This window comes from Bradyrhizobium sp. Ghvi, assembly GCF_900115265.1.
Taxonomy (GTDB): domain Bacteria; phylum Pseudomonadota; class Alphaproteobacteria; order Rhizobiales; family Xanthobacteraceae; genus Bradyrhizobium.
The window spans coordinates 1-19,642 of sequence record NZ_FOVU01000025.1 but is presented as its reverse complement, the minus strand read 5'-3'; the positions used below and the strand labels follow the sequence as shown (position 1 = coordinate 19,642).

The 19,642-nt window shown below is 58.3% G+C and carries 15 protein-coding genes and 5 pseudogenes; 7 read left to right on the top strand and 13 right to left on the bottom strand.

Annotated elements, in window-relative coordinates; translation table 11 throughout:
* Positions 1–457 precede the first annotated feature (457 nt).
* From BM374_RS36695 to BM374_RS36685, 3 genes are all read left to right on the top strand, one after another.
* Positions 458–3,181: a DUF5695 domain-containing protein gene (locus tag BM374_RS36695; protein ID WP_244552846.1), complete on the top strand. Its 2,724-nt coding sequence runs from the start codon at positions 458–460 to the stop codon at positions 3,179–3,181.
* A gap of 943 nt (positions 3,182–4,124) precedes the next feature.
* Entirely contained in the window at positions 4,125–5,534 is a 1,410-nt protein-coding gene (locus BM374_RS36690) for an MATE family efflux transporter (RefSeq protein WP_092303750.1), read from the top strand.
* Between the two features lie 840 nt (positions 5,535–6,374).
* Complete coding sequence (locus BM374_RS36685; protein ID WP_244552845.1) at positions 6,375–7,877, top strand: alkaline phosphatase family protein; 1,503 nt, start codon at positions 6,375–6,377, stop codon at positions 7,875–7,877.
* Positions 7,878–7,995: 118 nt separating this feature from the next.
* On the opposite strand, the gene BM374_RS36680 is transcribed toward BM374_RS36685, so the two are convergent.
* The 4 genes and pseudogenes from BM374_RS36680 to BM374_RS39775 all read right to left on the bottom strand — a co-directional run.
* Positions 7,996–8,181 (bottom strand): hypothetical protein, encoded by a 186-nt coding sequence (locus BM374_RS36680; protein WP_092303721.1) that lies wholly within the window; start codon positions 8,179–8,181, stop codon positions 7,996–7,998.
* Between the two features lie 397 nt (positions 8,182–8,578).
* Positions 8,579–8,973, bottom strand: a pseudogene (locus tag BM374_RS36675) (type II toxin-antitoxin system HicB family antitoxin).
* A 46-nt stretch (positions 8,974–9,019) separates the two neighbouring features.
* A pseudogene (locus BM374_RS39780) lies at positions 9,020–9,137 on the bottom strand (type II toxin-antitoxin system HicA family toxin).
* A gap of 208 nt (positions 9,138–9,345) precedes the next feature.
* Positions 9,346–9,674, bottom strand: a pseudogene (locus BM374_RS39775) (PIN domain-containing protein); the annotation flags it as partial.
* Positions 9,675–9,788: 114 nt separating this feature from the next.
* Between BM374_RS39775 and BM374_RS36660 the strand changes: the two are divergent.
* Positions 9,789–11,138 carry an IS701 family transposase gene (locus BM374_RS36660; RefSeq protein ID WP_092303719.1) on the top strand — a complete coding sequence of 450 codons (1,350 nt, stop codon included), beginning with the start codon at positions 9,789–9,791 and terminating at the stop codon, positions 11,136–11,138.
* Positions 11,139–11,174: 36 nt separating this feature from the next.
* Here BM374_RS36660 and BM374_RS36655 read toward each other — a convergent pair.
* Together BM374_RS36655 and BM374_RS39770 are read right to left on the bottom strand one after the other, a co-directional pair.
* Positions 11,175–11,944, bottom strand: a protein-coding gene (locus tag BM374_RS36655; protein ID WP_502689495.1) for an IS5 family transposase whose coding sequence is annotated in 2 segments (ribosomal slippage) — positions 11,175–11,609 and positions 11,612–11,944 — 768 coding nt in all. Because the reading frame shifts where the segments join, the coding sequence is not laid out codon by codon here.
* A gap of 85 nt (positions 11,945–12,029) precedes the next feature.
* Positions 12,030–12,140: pseudogene (locus tag BM374_RS39770) on the bottom strand (prevent-host-death protein); the annotation flags it as partial.
* A 332-nt stretch (positions 12,141–12,472) separates the two neighbouring features.
* Between BM374_RS39770 and BM374_RS36645 the strand changes: the two are divergent.
* Positions 12,473–12,691, top strand: a complete 219-nt coding sequence (locus BM374_RS36645; RefSeq protein ID WP_349510023.1) for a hypothetical protein — start codon at positions 12,473–12,475, stop codon at positions 12,689–12,691.
* 62 nt (positions 12,692–12,753) lie between these two features.
* Here BM374_RS36645 and BM374_RS36640 read toward each other — a convergent pair whose 3' ends face one another.
* The 4 genes from BM374_RS36640 to aepX form a co-directional block, all read right to left on the bottom strand.
* Positions 12,754–13,767 (bottom strand): pyridoxal phosphate-dependent aminotransferase, encoded by a 1,014-nt coding sequence (locus tag BM374_RS36640; protein WP_244552843.1) that lies wholly within the window; start codon positions 13,765–13,767, stop codon positions 12,754–12,756.
* A gap of 328 nt (positions 13,768–14,095) precedes the next feature.
* Complete coding sequence (locus tag BM374_RS36635; protein ID WP_092303713.1) at positions 14,096–14,701, bottom strand: CDP-alcohol phosphatidyltransferase family protein; 606 nt, start codon at positions 14,699–14,701, stop codon at positions 14,096–14,098.
* Positions 14,702–14,708: 7 nt separating this feature from the next.
* Positions 14,709–15,509 carry a phosphocholine cytidylyltransferase family protein gene (locus BM374_RS36630; protein WP_502689494.1) on the bottom strand — a complete coding sequence of 267 codons (801 nt, stop codon included), beginning with the start codon at positions 15,507–15,509 and terminating at the stop codon, positions 14,709–14,711.
* A gap of 359 nt (positions 15,510–15,868) precedes the next feature.
* On the bottom strand, positions 15,869–16,741 hold the full coding sequence (aepX, locus tag BM374_RS36625) for a phosphoenolpyruvate mutase (RefSeq protein WP_092303709.1): 873 nt from the start codon (positions 16,739–16,741) through the stop codon (positions 15,869–15,871).
* Between the two features lie 564 nt (positions 16,742–17,305).
* Between aepX and BM374_RS36620 the strand changes: the two genes are divergently transcribed.
* Positions 17,306–17,518, top strand: coding sequence for a response regulator transcription factor (locus BM374_RS36620; RefSeq protein ID WP_018321443.1), 213 nt, complete (start codon positions 17,306–17,308; stop codon positions 17,516–17,518).
* A gap of 409 nt (positions 17,519–17,927) precedes the next feature.
* Here BM374_RS36620 and BM374_RS36615 read toward each other — a convergent pair whose 3' ends face one another.
* The 3 genes from BM374_RS36615 to BM374_RS36605 all read right to left on the bottom strand — a co-directional run bounded on the left by BM374_RS36615 (position 17,928) and on the right by BM374_RS36605 (position 19,376).
* On the bottom strand, positions 17,928–18,158 hold the full coding sequence (locus tag BM374_RS36615) for a hypothetical protein (RefSeq protein WP_092303707.1): 231 nt from the start codon (positions 18,156–18,158) through the stop codon (positions 17,928–17,930).
* Positions 18,159–18,552: 394 nt separating this feature from the next.
* Complete coding sequence (locus tag BM374_RS36610; protein WP_244552850.1) at positions 18,553–18,762, bottom strand: KTSC domain-containing protein; 210 nt, start codon at positions 18,760–18,762, stop codon at positions 18,553–18,555.
* Positions 18,762–19,376 carry a TOPRIM nucleotidyl transferase/hydrolase domain-containing protein gene (locus BM374_RS36605; RefSeq protein WP_143270344.1) on the bottom strand — a complete coding sequence of 205 codons (615 nt, stop codon included), beginning with the start codon at positions 19,374–19,376 and terminating at the stop codon, positions 18,762–18,764. The genes BM374_RS36610 and BM374_RS36605 overlap by 1 nt, the downstream gene beginning before the upstream one ends.
* Between BM374_RS36605 and BM374_RS36600 the strand changes: the two are divergent.
* Positions 19,364–19,624, top strand: a pseudogene (locus BM374_RS36600) (transposase); the annotation flags it as partial. The gene BM374_RS36605 and the pseudogene BM374_RS36600 overlap by 13 nt on opposite strands.
* Positions 19,625–19,642: the final 18 nt, after the last annotated feature.

Below are 19,642 nucleotides of genomic sequence, written 5' to 3'. Positions count from 1 at the left end.
CTAGCTTTGCGTCACACTTCGATCGAGCTTCTCGAGGGCGTCAAGGAATTTCCGTCCTTCCTCAGTGATGGTCCCGTATCCACCTACCGGTGGATGGGCTTTCGTCCGAAGACATCGAGGTTGGGCCCGCGGCTTGCTCGCCGGCCACTCGGGCCCGCTTGTGTAAAAGCTGACCAAGCGCTGCTTGATGAGCTCAAGACTAGCTCGGCCGTCCGATTGCCCGGCAGTATCTTCAGTATGGACAGCTGAAAGCTCACATGCGCGCGCAAAGAGTCAACGAAAGCACAACAATACCGGCGCTGCCCAAGGCCGGCTAGTTGCCCCTGCCAAATTCTTCTTCAGCGCCTTTCGAGAGGTCATCTTGCCCCTTGGGCATCTTGCTATTGCAGGCCTGTCGCTTTGTCGCGTTGACGTTTACGGCGCGAAACGGCATGCATTGAGTCATCCGGAGGAGGCAATGCCGGATACGGTCGATGACGAAGACCAAAGGCATGTCCAAAGTCTGGAGGTATACGCGTGTACGATGCTGTTGGGCAGTAGCTTCTTGGCTAGCGCGTTGTTCGGGGACGTTACGGTGTCTACACCCCATCGGCCGCAGCGCAAGGTTGCCATGATGTTGAAGGCGGCCGACTCTCCTTTCGTCGTCGGGTGCACACAAGACGGCATTACCTCGCTACGTTATCGTCACGACACGTATGACACGGATTATGTCCTGCCTGGAGCCGTGCTGGGGACAGCTCACGCCAGAGTTCGGCGTGCCGGATCCGAGTGGCATACGCTTCGAGCCGGCGTTGATGCAACGAAGCCGATGCATAGCGCGGCCCTGGAACTAGCAGCCCGCGATGCCGGCGTCCTTCTCACGACCCGCCTCGCAGTCGACGAGGCTGGATTGACTTGGGAGATCATGCTGCGGAACGACGGCATAGCGAGCGTGGAGGTTGGCGACCTCTATTTGCCCATGCCGATGAACACTGAATTTCCGGCAGGGCAACCGGTGTCGATGGCTGTTTTGAAGCACAGCTTCGTTTCGGGGCATGGATCGCACATCTTCTGGATTCGCGGCAACAGCACCGGTCCCTTCCTCATGCTCTTACCGGAGGCGGACACGTCACTGGAATATTGGGATGTTCACAAGGATTCGGCCGAAGCCAGTGGGACGTGGTGCGCGTACATTTTGGGCGGGGCGGCCGCCGGCGAGGCAATGGCGGGAGGGACTCGCTGGCGACAGCCGACCCATTCCCTGTCCCTGTCGCCGGTCAAGGAACGGCGTTACCGTCTCCGCTTCCAGTGGGTTGCCGATTATGAGGCGGCGCGCAGGGCTATGGCGGACGCAGGTCTAGTGGACGTGGAAGTCATGCCGGGCATGACGGTTCCCAACGACCTGCATGTCGACATTGCGCTCGCGTCGTCCATTCCGGTGGAGCGAATCGAAGCGGAATTTCCCGGCGACACCGTGGTGCAACGGTTGCCGGATCGGGTTGGCAGGCGACTGTGGCGGGTCCGGTTTGCGCGATTGGGCGAGAACCGGCTGACCCTGCACCAGCCGGGCGCGCGCCAGACCTTTCTTGAATTCTTCGCGACCGAGCGCGTCGAGACGATGATGAAGAAGCGCGCAGCCTTCATCGTGAAGCGGCAGCATCGTGACCCGTCCAAATGGTACGATGGTTTGTTTGGCGAGTGGAACATGGAGACGCAGGTCCTGCTTGGCCCGGACAATTACGACCGGATCAAGGGCTGGCGCATCTACGAGGTGACGTGCGACGATCCCGGGCTGAGCAAGCCCGCTTACTTAGCGACCAAGAATGCCGAGCATCCTGATGCGGCGGAAGTGGCGGCGCTGGACCGATATATCGATACGTTCGTCTGGGGCGGGCTGCAACGTACCACAGAGGAGGAATACGCCTACGGCCTCTACGGCATACCCGATTGGAAGCAGAACCGGGAAAGCAGCGATCCCGGTGCCAAGGGCCGCCTGCATATCTGGCGGCCTTATGACTATCCGCACATCTTCGCGATGTATTTGGCCATGCACCGCATCGCGCGTGACCATCCCGCCATACCCACCCGCCAGAGCGCACTAGATTACTTGGTACGCGCCTACGGTACGGCGCTGGCCATGTTCACGGTGCCGATGCGCGTGGTGATGTGGTCTGCCCACCAGACCGGCTACACCAACGAATGTGTGATCCCCGAACTGGCTTCGGCGCTTACGACGGCGGGCTTGATGCGCGAGGCAGTGACCTTGGAGGCGCACTGGGCGCGTAAGGTGCGCGCCTTCGTCGATGGAAAGGCGGACCTGTTCAAATCGGAATATCCGTTCGATTCCACAGCCTTCGAATCAACGCAGGCACTGGCGCGCTCGGCCCTAGACGAACCTGTCGCCATGGGGGTTTCGAAGGCGGCAGCCCGTGCCTTCGCGGAGCGTCAGATCGCTGCAAATCTATTCTGCCGTGGCTGGCTGGAACCTGCATATTACTACCTCGGCAGCGATTATCGCGCGACTGCGGGCGACGCCTATACGCTGACTTACATGGCGCAGATGGGCGGCTGGGCGCTGCTTGATCATGCGCTGAACGATGCAGACGACCCGCATCCGCTCCTTCGTCTAGGCTATGCGTCACAACCCAGCGCGTGGGCTTTGCTGAACAGCGGCCCTGCGTCGGCCGGTTATGGCTATTGGTATCCGGGCGAGGAGAATGACGGCGCGGCCGGTGGCGGCTTCGAGCCGGCGCCGCGCGGGACCACATGGCTCGGTCAGCCGCATCACCGTGGAGCGTGGTATTACTCGTGCGAGATCGACCTGGGATTTTGCGGGGCGGTCCGCGCTGCTGCGACGATCGTTGCCGACGATCCCATCTTTGGGCAGGTTTGTTACGGTGGCACGATGGAGACGTTCGCTCATACCCTGCGTATCTGGCCACGTGATGGCGTGCGGCGACGGCTCAACCTGCGGCTCCAGTCTCTGCGATTGGACTTGGTGCTGCTTGACGCCCGATTTCGGGCGGACCGACCGATCATTCTGAATTTGGCGGAGGGGTGGATCAGCGTTACGTCTGAGCCCTTTGCCCCATCTGCATCGAGCGTGACGTTCGAATGGCGGTGCGATGACAGGAGAAAGCGCAAGGAAGTCGTCGACATCACGGACGGCAAGATCATCGTCCCCTTGCCTGCGGCGCGCTGACCGCGGGTGCAGGGTCGCTAGTCTTGCCGATTATCGGGATGCGATCGGCACTTACGGGCTGCTGTTCCACGCGGCTTCCGAGGCGATAACGATCATCGTTGCAACTCGAGTCTCTCGGCGCACGTATTCGCATCACCGCGCTACTGCATGCCTCGGGTTCGGCGATGACCCGCCATCCGCAGATCCGTGACCGCGATCGCCTGGTATGGCTGGTGATCACTTGCGGAGGCGAACACGACTGACGCGTTAAAAGTGAGGAAATGGTTTTCCTGATCAAGACGGTCGGAAGGACTTGGCGATCGCTCTGAGCTCGTGACGACTCATCCAGTCAGATCTTCATGACCCCAGATCTTCATAACCGATGAAATCGCCACTCATCGTGTGGTCGCATTGCCGCCCTCAGGGGCTCGAGCGTGCAATGCCGATTGTCCTATTTACGACATGCTGTCGATCCCGCGAGAAGGCCGCTTGGATGAGCAAGCATCGACAATCAAGCTGTCGCAGTTGGCATGGGCCTTGAAGGGTAGAATCTCATCATTGCTCAGGGAGTGCAGGTGTGGCTTACGCGAGATGGCCCTCGGTTCATGGCGTGGAACGGGCCCGAGTTCGGGTCCTCCAACTTCGCATCAAAGCAGTGGCTCGCGTGTGAATTTGCCTCTGTGATCGACCTCGCTCGAGCCCGATGCGCGCCGTCACCGCTGCGCTATTGCGTAATTATTCAAGTTTGCGGCGGCACCTGCAGCCTCTCCTTGGCGCTTATCGGCTGCGAAAATCGAGACCGCTCTGGTCGAAGCCATGCGTCCAAGCTGCGGTCCGTTTTCGCGCCTAAACGTGCGGCCGCAGGAGGCTTCACCTGCATCGCGAACTGAGCCCGAATTCCGCTTAGGAAGCGGCCCGTGAATGAGGCGGCACGTCGCTCGCCGACGCAAACGGCGGCAGGATGATGAACAAAATAGCCAAGACAAGGCCGGAATCAATCTCGCGAATAGTGGCTGGACGGTCGGCCATCCATCGTTTCGTTGTCGAGCTTAGCGAAACCGCGAAACTCGCCTGGCCGATGGTGCTGACGCAAGTTGGGCAGATCGCAATGATGACGACCGATCTTGCATTCAACGGGCGCATCAGCACTGAGGCGCTCGCCGCGGCAGCGCTGGCAGGCAGGTTCTATCTCATCAGCATCACCTTCGGCGTGGGGCTACTAAGTGCGATCGCGCCTTTGGCAGCGCAGGCGTTCGGGGCGAATAATCGAGCCGCGGTCCGGCGTACGCTGCGCATGGGCTTATGGACGGCCCTGATCCTGTCGTTCCCGATGATTGCTGTGGCGCTGCGCGCAGAGCAAATATTGCTTGCGCTAGGCCAGGCCCCAGATGTGGCGCGGCTCGCCCAGCAATACCTGTTCGGACTAGCCTTCAGCGCGGCTCCGGCACTGTCGTTTTTTGCGATCCGCAGTTTCATGGGGGCGGTCCATCGGCCAGAGCCTGTCTTCTGGATTACGCTGTCAGCGATCCCCCTCAATGCCTTGCTGGTCTATATGCTGATCTATGGGAAGCTTGGGCTGCCCCGGCTGGAGCTGTTCGGGGCAGGGCTCGCGACCACACTGGTGAACTGCGGCATGTTTTTGGCCGGTTTGTGGTTCGCTGCACTGCGCCTGCCGTTCCGTGACTACCATGTGCTTGCGCAACTCTGGCGTTTCGATTGGCGCGCAATGCGGCAGCTCATCGCAATCGGAACGCCGATCTCCATCGCGTCATTGATCGAGTCTGGACTATTTTGGGCGACGTCGCTGCTGGCGGGCTTGATCAGCACCAGTGCACTGGTCGCTCATCAGATCGTTGTTCAGATCGCCGCGATCCTGTTCATGGTTTATGCCGGCATTGCCATGGCCGCAGCCGTGCGCGTTGGCCATGCAGCCGGCCGCGACGACAGTGCAGGCGTCAAGTGGGCAAATCTGGCCGCGATGTTGATCGGTATTGTCATAGCTGCAACGCTAACGCTCGCGCTGATCGCCGCGCGTTTTGAGATGATCGAGCTGTTCCTGGGCAGATCGGCGCGCGATTCCGAAGCAACGATTGCTCTTGCTGCAAAGCTCCTCATCGTCGGCGCAACCCTCTTTGTCGCTGACGCCGCCCAGTGCATTGCGGCAGGCGGCCTGCGCGGATTGAAGGACACGCGGGTCCCGCTTCTGTTTGCGGCCATCGCTTGGTGGCTGATCGGCTTTTCCCTCAGCTATTGGCTCGGTCTGAGCGTCGGTTTAGGCGTAATTGGTATATGGATTGGCTTGTCGATCGGAACCACCATCCATGCGGCGCTCCTCGTCCTGCGGTTCTGCCACTTGACAAGACGCGTTCACTGATGCGCGCAGCATCACTGCTGCCAGACGGCTACGGTACGCCAGCATACTGGCCGGTTGAACGAAAGACTGGCTGAGCAAGTGAACGTTGCGATTCATGGCGCCAGTGGAAAGATAGGTAAGAGGAGATAGCAACTAGCATCGTATTCTTCGATCGTTTCATTTCAAAAATCGATAACCGAAGTGGTTAGCTCGTTTGAGAGCCAGTAAGAATCCTCAAAGTGTCCTCTGACCACTTGCAGGCTTCAAACTTGTCACTCTTCGCAGAATGGCTCAACGGGTCCCTCCGTTTGAGAGCAAAGCCCATAAATCGTGCGGCTGAGCGGCGCGCATCGGGCGCCCAAGCGATCACCGTCAGTCGGGCATATCAATTCTTTTCAACACACCGACCGGTATCCGCAAGCTCCACAGCTGCGGAATCCTCCCAAGCACACGAGATGCATCGCTGGAAATCAAGCCGCCACGCGAAACGACTCACATCAGTCCCGTCGAGGTTCGGCGGCCCTCGGGAGCTGTGATGAATTCCGAGGCTTTGCGCTGCGCCTGGAGACGTACATCAGGCGATCATGCTCAGACCAAATTGCTGACACTGCAGCCGCTTTCCATTCCAACTCGGCCCAGACTGCGGCTGAGGAGAGCTGCTGGCGCTCGCGAGCGGCTAGTCCGGGCTCGGGGCCGGTCCGACACGTTAGCCCGGCGTTGTCAGCATAGCCGGGAGCTCCGTACCCGCATTGCGCTAGCGCTAGAAATCAGCGCCGGCTCCAGTCGATGGCGCTGGTACCTCAGCCAAGTCCTGGCCTCGCCCGCTCCGCTACCTCGCAGCTAGACGAAAGCTTTTCGATCATGTTCGAACGACCGCACCGGAGTCGGGTTCTCATCGTGCTGTTCGACGGGCTTCGACCCGATCTCGTCAAGCCATCACTCACACCGAATCTGGTCAGGCTGCAGCGCCGCGGTGCGGTGCTGGCCCGGCAGCGCTCCGTCTATCCCAGCGAAACACGAATAGCGCTCACGAGCCTCGTGACGGGCGCGACGCCGGATCGCCACGGCATCGTTGGAAACTCATATCTCGACCGGCAGTCGCCGATTCCGCGCTCCGTCGACACGAGTGATGCGCGCATGATCGAGGATCTTGATATCGCTAGCGGCGGCCATCTGCTAGGTGTGCCGTCACTTGGCGAGATCCTCGCGGCGAACGGCAGGACATTCACGGTCCTGGCTTCCAACTCGGCGGGCGCAACGCGCCTGCTGAACCATAAGGCTCGAAAGTTTGGCCAAGTGACGCTCTCCGGTCACTCCCCTCGCATCGCGACCTCGGCCGAGATGCTCACAGAAGTGGAGACTCTGCTTGGGCCGACGCCACCGCCCCCGCCCACGGGCACTCCGGATCTTGCCTCTCAAGCCTTTCTGACTTCAGCGTTTCTCGCCGTCATCTGGCCTCGGCTTCGGCCCGACGTCGCAATCCTCTCCTTCGGCGAGCCCGATATCTCCTCGCACGATTGTGGGACTGGCGCGCCAAGGACGCTTGAAGCAATCAGCTTTGTCGATCGACAGTTTGGCCGCGTGCTCGATTGGTGGGAGGCTGAGGGCTTATCCCAAGGCGTGCACCTGATCGCCGCCTCCGATCATGGACACGTGACCGTCCATGCGCAGGCCGATCTATTCGAGACGCTAGAGGCTGCGGGGCTGCGCTGCGGCCCGACACCGGCGGCCGGGATCGATGCCATCGTCATACCTGGGCAGGTCGGAGCAATTTACCTCACCGAGCCATCGGAACGCCTTATCCGCCGCGCGGTCGGGGCGATGATGGAAAGGCCCTGGTGCGGACCGGTGTTCACCGCGGGTGGCGCGGTCGACGGAATTGCACCAGGCAGCTTTGCTCGCCATTTGGTGTTCGCCGACCATGCCCGATCGGCGGACATCCTGTTCTCGTTCCGGTCGGATAACATGCTCGATCCATTTGGCCTTAGCGGCCGCACTTGGAGTGCGGACGGGCCTATCGGCTTCGGAGTGCACGGCGGGTTGCATGCCAAGGAGATGTCGTCGGTCGGCATTTTGGCGGGACCGCAGATCAAAGGCGGCTTCGCCTCACAAGTCCCATCGAGCATTTGCGATTTTGCGCCGACAGTGCTCGGTCTTCTCGGCCTCTCGCAGCCGGCAACGATGACCGGTCGTGCCCTCGCAGAGGTCTTTATTCATGATGGAGAGGGCCCGCATCGTATGATTGAGAAGATATACGAGGCCAGCAGCGGCGCATACCGGCAGCACCTTCGTCGTGTGAAGGTCGGCGAGGTCGTCTATTTTGATTCTGCTGACGTCGTAGCACGCCCCAGCAACCTGACATAAATGAGCGTCGATCCGCAAACCTCATCAAGGGAGTAGTCGCGCTGCGTATCTCGGTCTGTGATCGATGGTGGAATTCGTCGAAAAATGGGCCTAGCGCTGGACCGCAGTCGCCGAGGCCTCAGCAACTACGTTTGTTCTGAAATCTGCGATTGACCGCCAGGCGCATGCGCTGGTTGGCCGTAGCTCTCGTCAGCGGCATAAGTTCTCGCGCGACGAACTCGACCGAATTGAAGATGACCTTGACGGTATCGTCGCCCCAGCCGTCGCGGAGGTGTTCGGTGGGCAGGCTTGGTTCGCTCGTCATCAGAATCGAAATCGACGCCGCGCTGCGCGCTCCCAAAAAAGGTCAGGCGAACGCGCGTCACGAGAGTAAGCGGGGTGATCAACGGCTTAACGTGCGGGCGGGGCGCGGTTGGGATAGACATTGCGTCGTGCCCGGAAGATTGTCGAGGCGAGCGTTGCCTCGGTCACCTCAGTGTCGCGTGCGATCGCATCCCGCGAAACCCTGTCCGGCGGCCAAGACGAACCGGATCTTCCACTTCAAGAAAGGCTGGGTGATAACGTCTCGACGATGTTACGGTCCTCTGCTTCGTATAAGCCCTTCGGGGCCCACTCCCTGCGCGACGCTGATTGGCGTGCGACTTCAGCCGCAACAACTTGCGGCCTTGGAGACGGTGCAGCTTGATCAGATGCAGCTCTGGTCAGGCAGCGATCGCTTTCTTCGCGGCCTGCGCAAGAAAACCGGATCGAGTGAAGCCGTGCTGTTCGGCATAGTGGTCGATCTCGCTCAAAACGTCGGCGGGAAGGGTGACGTTGACGGGCACACTCTTTACCTCTTCCGCAGGTGCTTCAATGAGCACGGCAACGCCCTCTCTATTCTCGGCGCTCGCCATGATCTCCTCGAGAGAGGAGGGTTCAGGTACGGCTTCGCCATCCTCCGCCAGTCCCTGTAGATGAAGGGCAAAGGCTTCAGCGGCCATAGCGCGCGCATCGTCCAGATCCGTACCAGCGGTGATCACGCCGGGAAGATCAGGAAAAGAAACGCCGTAATCGCTGGCCGCGTCCTTATATGGATCAGGGCAATGTAGTGTCGCATGAAAGCTCCCCTCCTTGGATGGGCCGATGGCCCTCTCTATGCGCTGTCATTCTAACTTCAAATCGGCTTGTTTCTCGATGCTCTTGAGCGTTCCGATCGGGTTATCCCATCTTGGGATGTGGGACCGTGACGCGGCCCGTCTTAGTTGGATGCTTGAACTGCAAACGTTCCGTTCAGCGCCTTATCCGGCCTGCGTTAACTGTGCAACTCCCGCATATGGAACCGCCAAGCGTTGCCAAGGCCTCGGCAACTCAAGTGCATTTCTATAAGTGATCGATTTTGTTGGAAAAGAAAGCCTGCCAACCTTGGCCGGTTTGATCGATGGGTACTGTCCGTACTTGACCCCGAGTGTCCTAGTTTATTCTGAGAGGTGAGGTCGTGGACGATCGCGGTTGCTGCGATCAGCCCGTCAATGTCATCGCGCAGCCGGATAGCCAATCCCGTCCCATTCCAACGAGATCTGGTCAGTCACTGGAAGGTATGATCGGCACTGTCGTGGCCGAGCTTACGAAGCCATTCCGCGAGATGACCGGCTGCCTTCGGGGCGAATCTCTGCTTGAGCGCAATGCCTCGTATGATCTCGCCGAGCGTAAGTATGCTCAGGTGGATTGTGGACGGGGCGACCGAGCGCAGCCACGCGCTCACCTGCAGAGAACCCCCCGCGCCTCCGAGACGGCAATGGTGTCGACGACATACTTCAGAGCGACGTGTCGCGGCTTGGCATCTTGGCGCGCCACATGGCTGCCTCGGCTAGCACTACTTTGGCAGATTGTTGATTTTGGCGCGTTTTATAGGATTCCCGAATCGATTTTTCAATGATTCATGGGTGGTCGGCTCTTGGAGGGCTGACCATGCCGGGATGGGAAGACGAACTCGAACGCTGGCTGATGCCGTTCTTGGACCGGCTGGGTCATAAGACCCGGCAGCGGATGTGTCCTCTGTATGTTGCGGGTTTGATCGGCCCTGGCGATCGCAAGAGCGTTCAGCCGATGGCGGAACGCCTCGCCATGAGCACCTACGACCAGTTGCACCATTTCATTGCAGACGGTGTCTGGGACGCGACGCCGCTGGAGACAGAGCTTATCAACCAGGCGGACCGACTTGTCGGCGGCAGGGATGCGGTGCTTGTTATTGATGACACCTCACTGCCGAAGAAGGGTGAGCGATCGGTCGGTGTTGCGGCTCAATACGCGTCGGCTCTCGGTAAAACCGCAAATTGCCAAACGCTGGTGTCTTTAACACTCGCGCGTGGCGAAGTGCCCGTGATGGTCGCGTTACGTCTCTTTCTGCCTGACAGCTGGACAAGCGACCTGCCTCGTTTGAAGCGAGCTCGCGTGCCAGTCGAACACCGAACGCCACGGTCCAAGCCGGAGATCGCTTTGGCCGAGATTGACCGCGCGATAGCAGCCAACATGCGCTTTGGATGTGTGCTGGCGGATGCAGGATACGGCCTTAGCGCACCGTTTCGACAAGGGCTAACAGAGCGCGGGCTGTCCTGGGCTGTCGGTATCCCTCGGCATCAGAAGGTGTATCCGGTCGATGTGAAGCTCATTTGGCCGATCACCAAAGTTCGTGGCAAACCACGAAAGCACCACGTGCCCGATATCTTATCGATTGCGGCAGAACAAATGCTGGCCAGCGCCAAATGGAAAACCGTGAGTTGGCGTAGTGGGACGAAAGGTCCGCTCAAAGCCCGATTTGCTGCTCTCCGTGTCCGCACCGCCGACGGCCCACCGCAGCGGATATGGGATAAAGGTCAGCAGCATCTCCCAGGCGACGAAGCCTGGCTCATTGGCGAGCAACGTGCCTCCGGGGAGAAGAAATACTATCTCGCCAATCTTCCGGCGACGACGGATCTGCGCACGCTGGCCGCCACCATCAAAGCACGGTGGATTTGTGAGCAAGCGCATCAACAGTTGAAGGAGGAGCTTGGACTTGATCACTTCGAAGGGCGATCATGGCAAGGACTTCATCGCCACGCCCTCATGACAATGATTGCCTACGCCTTCCTGCAACATCGTCGCCTCGCATACGCGGGGCGGAAAAAAAAGAATCAACGGGCCTCCACCTCAACCAACCATGCCCGCCGTACGTCACGCCATCGTCGATCTCATCCTTCGGCCGTCGCCTCAGCAGTGCCCATATTGCCGAAAGCAAATCCTTGAAAAACAGCGGCGAAGACACATTCTGCCAAAGTAGTGCTAGGGTGTGGACTCAATTGATCGAAGCCAAATTCGCACGGAAGCAAGTTGAACGAAAGCGAAGAACGTCGCGCCGAGCTTGTCGTAGCGGGTGGCGATGCGTCGAAACTGCTTCAGCTTGTTGAAGAAGCGCTCAACGTGGTTGCGCTCGCGATAGATGGCCTTCTTCCACCGGAACCTCTTCTTCCGGTTGGATTTGTTGGGAATGTTGGGGATCGCACCTTGATCACGAATGTGGGCACGAACACGATCGGCATCGTAGCCTTTGTCGGCGATGACGACGGCGCGCGCATCGAGTCCGTCGAGCAGGGCCTCGGCGCACGTCACGTCGTGGGCCTCGCCGGGGGTGATCATGAGGCGGACCGGGCGACCTTTCGCGTCGACGCGTGCGTGGATTTTGGTGGTGAGGCCGCCTCGGCTTCGGCCCACACAACGATCTCCACCCTTTTTCTTTTTTTCACCCCGGAAGCATGCTGATGGACCCGCACGATCGAACTGTCGATCATCTGCACCTTGCCATCGTGTGCCTTGACGACCGCATCCATCAGCCGGTCCCAGATGCCGGCTTTGCGCCAGCGGTTGAAACGATTGTAAGCGGTCGTATAAGGCCCGTAGCGCTTGGGCAGATCGCGCCACGGCGCTCCCGCGCGCAGAACCCAGAAAATGCCGTTGAGAACACGCCGGTTGTTGCCTGGCTTGCGACCTCGACGGTCCTTCGGGAGAAGAGGTTCGATAACACTCCACTCAAAATCCGTCAGATCGTAGCGCATGATCCCAGCTCCGATGTTCGGTAGCTTGAATCATGGTCCGCCCTGATCCGCTAGACGAATTTGAGTACACGACCTAGTTCGTCGTCCAAGTTGGACCGGCGAGCAAGTCGTCGATCAAGGTAGGTCGACCGGCACGCAGCGCGTCGTAGTCGGCGGCCGACAGTACAACGGTAGAGCGCTCGCCCCGCAGCAAAATTTCAGGTGAAGGCCGAGATCCGGCGCGCACTCGTCGAGACGAATTGGCCCCGCGATCGCCCATCGCCGCGCGCCCAAAGCGCAGGCGATCATGTGCAGTCATGTAGAGACCAACGGTTTGTGCCGACGGCGGCAGGATCTTAAGATCCTGGCGCCGACGCCACTCTCGTGATCACAGACGAGCGGCGGCCTTCAGCGAGCCGAATATCCCGATGTATAACCAGATATAATGAGGCGATCAGTGAGCAAGAGCCCGATCCCGGCTGACGAAGTGCGACATTGTGCGGTTCGAACTCCAGGCCCTCGAGACCGATCGCGACCTCACCAGAGCACTTGCGCAAGCTGACTGATGAAGGGCCGGAAGTCGGCAATCTCCGGCGCACGATTCAACAGGCCGTCTCGCCCTCCAAGCCCACTGGCGTCTTGAACGCATTCCGTCGCTCGCCACTCGTCGGCGCCGATCTCGACCTGACGCGGCCGTGCGAAAAAGGGCGCATCATCAGTAACGTCATCAAACCGCAGCCGTCAGAGTCACTGTTGGCTGGATGGTAGCACGGCTAGACCAGGATCTATTTATCGCATCACAGACCGTCGCGGAAATCCCGTTGCGCTAATCAGAAATGATCTTTCAGTGCTTCCACCAAAAGCTTGTTGTCGTCTTCGGTGCGGCTTGCAATGCGCAAGAATCGTTTGCCATTCTGAAGCGTCTTGCCGCCATTGTGTCTGATCAACATCCGTCTATTTTTTAATAGCTTTGAGGCGATCACGTCCCCATCCGGAAAATGGGGCGGGAGTTCGCAGAACACGAAATTTGCATCTGGTTTCAGAACTCTCATTCCGTCGATGCTGCACAGGCCTGCGTACAATTTGTCCCTGTCACTGCCCACCCTCATCCAACTCTGTTTTGCCGCGTGCGCCAGGTGAGGAAGCTTGCTTAGAAAAAACTCCGCAAACGTGTTGACATTCCACGTGGGCAGGGCAGCTCTCATTTCTTTCATCATCTGTGCATTTGCAGATGCCGCATACCCGATTCGCAAACCGCATGTCCCGTAAATCTTTCCGAGACTTTTGAGAACGATCACATTGGGAAAGTCGAGTAAGTGATTTTCCAGGCTCGCACCTCGACCGAATTCACTAAACTCGATGAATGACTCATCGATCAATAAAAGTTGCTGTTGAGCTCGAAGCGCAGAAGCCAGAAATAGCAAATCCGCATAAGGAACCATCCGCGAAGTTGGATTATTCGGCGATATCACGACCGCGGCGTCGACACGATTTGCATGAGCAAACGCTGCATAGCCCTGCACATCGAGTTCAAAATCCGGCGGTGGCAGGATGAAGCGCGACAACCGTCCGGGCAAAGCGGTGGTTTCATAGGGATTGAAGGTTGGGACCGGGACCGCAATCCGCATACCGAGCCGACCAATAAGGATGGGAATCAGTTCAGCCACGCCATTGCAAATGACAAGATTATGTGCCGGAATCTTCACGGTATCGGCAAGAAGCTGAACCATCTCCACGTTAGGAGAGGGATAGCAGGTGATAAGCCGCGGGAGAGCGTCCTTGAGTTCGTCAAGGAAGGCTTGCGGCGGAAAATAGGGATTCACCAGAAGGACGAAGTCCTTCATGTCATATTTCCAATAGCCGCCGGGGAATCGGTTGATGAGGACAGAGATGTCGTCCGACCGAAGTGGTGGGCTGGTTTGTGCAGTGCTGTTCATGAGTGAGACCAGCTGAAATGTTTCAGGGCCGACGAATATTCCAGAACGATCGCGTCCTCTCGATTAGCTCACGGCGAACAACCATCGCTCAGAGCCGATTCGTGTGGAAAGTTGCCCGGCAAAGACTGGGGAGCGCACATTGCGATTGGCGAGACTAAACATCATCACGTGACCTGTATGGTAGAAAACCCTGTAATACGCAGCAGCACTCGCCGGATCATACGTCCATCCGCAATCAAAGGCACCGACTGGCCAAAGCCGCCGATGATGCGACTGCGAAGATGCTTATTGCCGCATACATTGTTGCGTTGAGTGGTGGCACACGAACAGGCGCGACATGCGCCATAGCGAGCAGCACGAAGCCAATGCTCACGACGTCGGAAAATGCTTCAGCAGGAATGAGAGGTTTAAGAAGAAATAAGAGCGCCAGAAACGGCACGTCGTAAGACAAGGGAACGCCTAAGAAGCATTGATCGTATGACCGACCAAAGTTCGCAAAGTAGCTAAGCCTTACTGCACCAGCGATCAGTAGCATGGTTGCGCTCGCAAGGGCGAGCGGGGAGGCCTGACTGACTTGTACCACAATGACCGCAGGCAGAACGGCTCCATAGACGATATCGGCAAATCCGTCGAGGCTCGCTCCCATCTTTGCTACATCTGGATCGCGGCCCTTCGTACGACCTGCCACAAACCCATCGAGGTGGTCCGATAGAACGGCCCAAAGCGCTGCTGCCACAGATAGCTCGAGGCGCTCAGAGAGAGCAAGAAATAGGCTGGTGGAGGAAAAGAGGAGACCTGTGATCGTTATGGCGTTCGCTGGATCCCAAAGATATTTTAGCATTGGACCGTCACCTAGTCTGCAAATCACGTCTGGGCGTGTAGGGGTTCATTCGGTTCCTGAAAATGCGCTCGGCAATTTGCAAATCCTCAGCATTATCGATTTCGTACCAGTTGAGGCCATCGCATCGCGCCGCGGCGAGCTGTAGACCTCGTTTTTCTATCAGATAACCCAAAAGTGCTTCGGTGTAGGTCTGCCTAGCCCCGGCAGCGATGATATCGTCCAGCGCGGGAATGATCGTTGCCTTGAGTGTCGGCGCCGAGAGACGCAATAGATTCATCGTCTTGAATAGCTTTGGGCCATCCGCAACAAGATTTGACGCCGTTTGCTTCATTCGAAAGCCTGAGATGAAGCCGTTCTGCGACAGCAGAACGGCTGATCCTTCCATGCAAGCATCGAAGGGAACGACTGCAGCGACGTCAGTCCCCCGGCAGATCATCAAATATCGCAACGCGTCCTCTTCGAAAAAGACGTCGCCCTCGAGAAGAAAGCAGTCTCCAGAGAGAAGAGCGTCGCGCGCCAGCCACAAAGAATAGGCGCTTCCGGTGCGCTCAAAAACAGTCGACTCGACATATTTGATTCTGAGCCCGCCAAAGCGGCTGCCGCAGGCATACTGAATGGCGTCTTTGCGGTAACCCACGACGATCGTCACCTCTTCCACGCCAACAGTTTCAAGATTGCGCAAAGCATTGTGAAGAATCGAAATGCCATTGACCTCGATGAGCGGCTTCGGCCTCAGATCTGTCAGAGGACGCAGGCGAGAGCCGCAGCCGGCGGCGAGAATAACGGCGTTCTTCGGAGCGTCGATCACCAATTCAGTTCCTTTTCGTCGTTCCCCTAAAGTGAAACACCGACGAGTGTGGTTGCCCGCAGCGTGTGCTTGCTGAAGCGAAGTCAACCCTGCCGGACCCTTGAAAATCGGGCTCCAAGCGTGGCGGCCGGCAAATGGTCCTCGTCGGTCCTTTTTTCAAAGAGGAGGGAGGCCATGGATCCGGTACCTCGGGGTGCTGCCCAGATGGCGAAATGCGTATTTCGGCCGAGTGAGACGTGCTAGGCCATCTAAGGACATCTCAGTACAGCGAAATCAATTTGGGTCGCACCTGGCCAGGTAGCAGGAAGTCCAGGACGGTAGGCTTGGGCAACGAATATGCTCCTGTGTCGAGGAAACATTTATTTGCGCAATTCAGTATAGGGCCGCAGATATAACGCTTCCGCACGGGCGAGTTCGTCGTACTTCAAAAGGTCGAAGACTTCGTCGAGAGTAGCAATATTCGGCTCAACGCTTGCGATGTTTTCCTCAGCGATGATGCGACTGCAGACTTGCCGCATTGCCTTTATTGCCGCTCGCATGGAGTGGTTGGCCCAGATCACCGTGGAGATGCGGGCCTTACGGTATACAGAGATCGGCGTTCGGTAGTATTTCGTCGGAACGATCACGACGGGCAATCTGCTCTGCCAAGCGCGCGCGAACGAAAGGATTTCGTCCGGGGTGTTCCTTCGCGAATGAATGAGGATCGCATCGGCTCCTGCGTCGGCGTAGGCGTGAGCGCGCAAAAGTGCTTCGTCCATCTCATACCCAGCGATCAACGCCTCGATCCTTGCCACCAGAACCAAGTCGTCTGCGACTGTATCCTTCACTGCCCGGAGGCGGCCCGAGAATTCGTCGATGTCGGCGAGGGGGTGCCTATCCCCAACAAACGAGTTCATCTTCGGAAAACAGCTGTCCTCCAGTGCGAGGCCGGCTGCACCGCGCTGGAGGAGCTTGCGAGCCAGGAGGCGAGCATTGTTGAAATTCCCGAAGCCGCCATCTCCGTCGACCAGGACAGGAAGTTGGCTTGAATCCACGATCCGCTCAACGGCGTCGACAAGTTGGGTCCACGACGCTTCATTCGCGTCTCGGTAACCTAGAGAACAGGCAATCGACAGACCAGACGCCCAGAGCCCCTTGAACCCGGAGCGCTCGGCGATCGTAGCGGACAGGCCATCATGCGCCTCCATCAGATACGAGAGCTCACCATTCGAGCAGACCTCGGCGCGAAGCATTTCAACAGGCGATGGCCGAGTGCATTGATGACTTGCCTTCGGCGGAGCGGATTGTAGTTGATACTTCATGCAGAAATCCTGGAAGCCGGCCTTCAATTGGCGCAGACTGCACTGCTCATACCTTTTTGGTGGGATGCCGATCAATGACCAGCGCTGGTAGTTGATTGGGACGTAAAAGCTTGCATGATCGCCAGAGGATCGGCGCCGAGCGCGGGGCTTGTTATGGGTGTATCCGAGCCGAGACGTTGGCTCGCAAGCCGGGCGCTACGGCCCCTCACAGAGCATTCCCCCCCCTTGCGGGAGGAACGCTTGGCCAAAAGATAATATCCAGCTCACACCGATGTTGAGCGAACATCGGCTCCTATGGTTGTCGTAGTTACTGCTGTTGCGTTTGCGACATATGTCGCGATTGCGTTGATAGGGCTGTAGTTGGATGGCAGTCTTCCGGAGAAGTGAGCCGTCAATCTCCTACGATCCTGTCCTGCCGCGAGAGTTTGCGGTGCCGCTGACTGGTATGGCATTTGCTGATCTCGTTCCACGTCCTCTCGGCTCCAGGAGAAACTCATGGCGGATGTGCAAGAGGTTGTGCTGTCGGAACGGGAAAGACAATGCTTGCGATGGGTCGAGGAAGGGAAGTCATCCTGGGCCATCGGAGTCATCTTGAAAGTGAGCGAGAACACCGTCAACTTTCACGTCAAGAATGCGATGCGAAAGCTGGAAACGACCAGCCGTACCCAATGCGTCGTCAAGGCGCGACGTTTGCGTCTTATCGAGTAACGGCCGCGGTTCGGTTCTGCTGACGCAGATCTAGCGAAATGTAACGGGCAACTGTAGGTCGCTGCGGCGGAACGCGAGTGAATTGCGCGGCCGCAGCTGCATAGCCGACATACAGGCGCTGTTACTATGGGTAGGCGTGCTTCTAATTCGTCGCCGATCGTCTCTGCGGGGCGCCGCGGACCACTAGGTGAGGTGAGATCTTGATCGCATAATAGGTGACACGGGAAGAAAAAGCGGGGCATTTCGTTATGGATGTGGGTCGGCAGTTCAGGTGGATTGCTCTGCTTAAGCTCTAACGTCGTATTCGCGTGCGGCATGGACGCGAGTGGCGGGTATGGCAATCCTGCATTGGGCTGATGTCTGCAATGTTCGGCTCGCCCCATCTGTTTGCGAAACCTCGCTGCGCCGCTCATGGGCTGGTACGAATCTCCAGTTCAATCTCACGCGTGACCTCGATGATGCTCTCTGGATGGCCTCCATTCTCGACCAGCGCATATTTTATGGCTTGGTCGCGGTTGACAAATAGGCCGCCAAAGCAGCCCCGTTCTTCAAGCGCGACCCAGCAACCGGCCCGATTCCTGCCAACAAGAACGATTCTTGTGGCCGAGCTACGCGAGGTGGAGTCGAGGAGCGGAGTCATCGTGTGCCCTCGTGACCGGCTGAGGCGCAGGTGACGTAGGCATGCCGGCTCGCATCGCGAACAGTCGCTGAATTGTCGGGCGACTTATAGAATGGAGCGACATCAAACCTCGTTGCGGGTGAAGGACGCTATGACGCTAGTCGCATGCCACCGTGCTCGCCACGAATACGCCGAATGCGACCGACCTTCTCCTACCAGTTCTGAGAAGTGCGAGATTTAGCGAGAATGCCCGGCCCGAGTGGGCTAGCGATCAAAATTAGAGAGGAAAGGCGTTCGAGATGCGCTTCGGCTGCCGTCTCCGTAATGCCCAAAAAAACGCAAGGAGCTCCGCAGGGCCGAGCGCCCTCCGGACAAAGTCACCCGCCTGTGAGATGGCCGTCAAAGCACGTTCGGATTAGGAGAGTCTCAAGGTCTTGAACTGGTTTCGGATACGCTGGTCGAAAAACCTACCCTTCGATGAGGCGGCCATCAGCTGCTTGTAGACCGACTTTGGCACCCCTGAGTATTGATAGACGGAACTCTTTCGAAACTCGATTTCTAGCAGTTGTTTGACTTCATCGTAGCCCACAGAGACCAATGTCGCCGATCGGACCGGTGTTCTCATCATGCTGCGGCTTCCTTCTGGTCGCCAAATGCATGCAGCCGCTTCATGAGCTCCACCAAAACCTCGGGCCTTTTACCCTCAGCCCACGCCACGGCAAGCAGCTCGCCAATCAACGCAGGATTTTTCCCAAGACCTCCGGCAGACGGGTCGATGGCGCGCCGAGCCTCATTGTTGATCCTGTCCCAATCCGCAGCGTCAAAACACAGCCTAACCGAATCTTCGATATTGTTAGGCCAGATCGCACAGCAGTCATTCCACACAATCTGCGGCGGGAAGGCGCCACATTCTAGCTGGAGAGCTGTCAGCAACGCCTTATTGTCGACCTCCTGGCGGCGCCGACGGGCGGGATGCGTTTCATCGCCATCGGCATCGAATATGACAAAAGAGGGAATCTCCAGCTCTTGAGCGATCGTCAGCAACTGAAGGATGTTCGACTTTCCTTCGGTCGGCAGAATATGCAGCCCGGCCCTTCGCATTGCGTTCCACTGACCATCCAAATGAAGGGCCGCTGAGAGATAGGCGCGGTCGGCAATGCCTTTGACCTGCCACTGAGTATTTCCTCCAGAAGTAGTTAGAGTCCGGCCTGAAGAAGGACGGACAGATGAAGCGAGCAAGGTTTACGGAAGAGCAGATTATCGCGGTGTTGAAGGAGCATGAGGCCGGGGCGAAGACGGCCGATCTGGCTCGCAGGCACGGGATCTCCGAAGCGACGATCTACAACTGGAAGGCCAAATTCGGCGGCATGGATGTCTCCGAGGCCAAGCGGCTGAGAACCCTGGAGGAGGAGAACGCGAAGCTGAAGAAGCTTCTTGCCGAGCAGATGCTCGATGCAGCCGCCCTTCGCGAGCTCCTTTCAAAAAAATGGTAGGGCCCGCCGCCA

Coding starts and splice junctions, on each gene's coding strand:
- BM374_RS36685 (WP_244552845.1), top strand. CDS start 6,375: ATGTTCGAACGACCGCACCGGAGTCGGGTTCTCATCGTGCTGTTCGAC.
- BM374_RS36635 (WP_092303713.1), bottom strand. CDS start 14,701: ATGCTAAAATATCTTTGGGATCCAGCGAACGCCATAACGATCACAGGT.
- aepX (WP_092303709.1), bottom strand. CDS start 16,741: ATGCTTCGCGCCGAGGTCTGCTCGAATGGTGAGCTCTCGTATCTGATG.
- BM374_RS36615 (WP_092303707.1), bottom strand. CDS start 18,158: ATGACTCCGCTCCTCGACTCCACCTCGCGTAGCTCGGCCACAAGAATC.
- BM374_RS36660 (WP_092303719.1), top strand. CDS start 9,789: ATGATTCATGGGTGGTCGGCTCTTGGAGGGCTGACCATGCCGGGATGG.
- BM374_RS36690 (WP_092303750.1), top strand. CDS start 4,125: ATGAACAAAATAGCCAAGACAAGGCCGGAATCAATCTCGCGAATAGTG.
- BM374_RS36620 (WP_018321443.1), top strand. CDS start 17,306: ATGGCGGATGTGCAAGAGGTTGTGCTGTCGGAACGGGAAAGACAATGC.
- BM374_RS36640 (WP_244552843.1), bottom strand. CDS start 13,767: ATGAAGGACTTCGTCCTTCTGGTGAATCCCTATTTTCCGCCGCAAGCC.
- BM374_RS36610 (WP_244552850.1), bottom strand. CDS start 18,762: ATGAGAACACCGGTCCGATCGGCGACATTGGTCTCTGTGGGCTACGAT.
- BM374_RS36695 (WP_244552846.1), top strand. CDS start 458: ATGCCGGATACGGTCGATGACGAAGACCAAAGGCATGTCCAAAGTCTG.
- BM374_RS36680 (WP_092303721.1), bottom strand. CDS start 8,181: ATGACGAGCGAACCAAGCCTGCCCACCGAACACCTCCGCGACGGCTGG.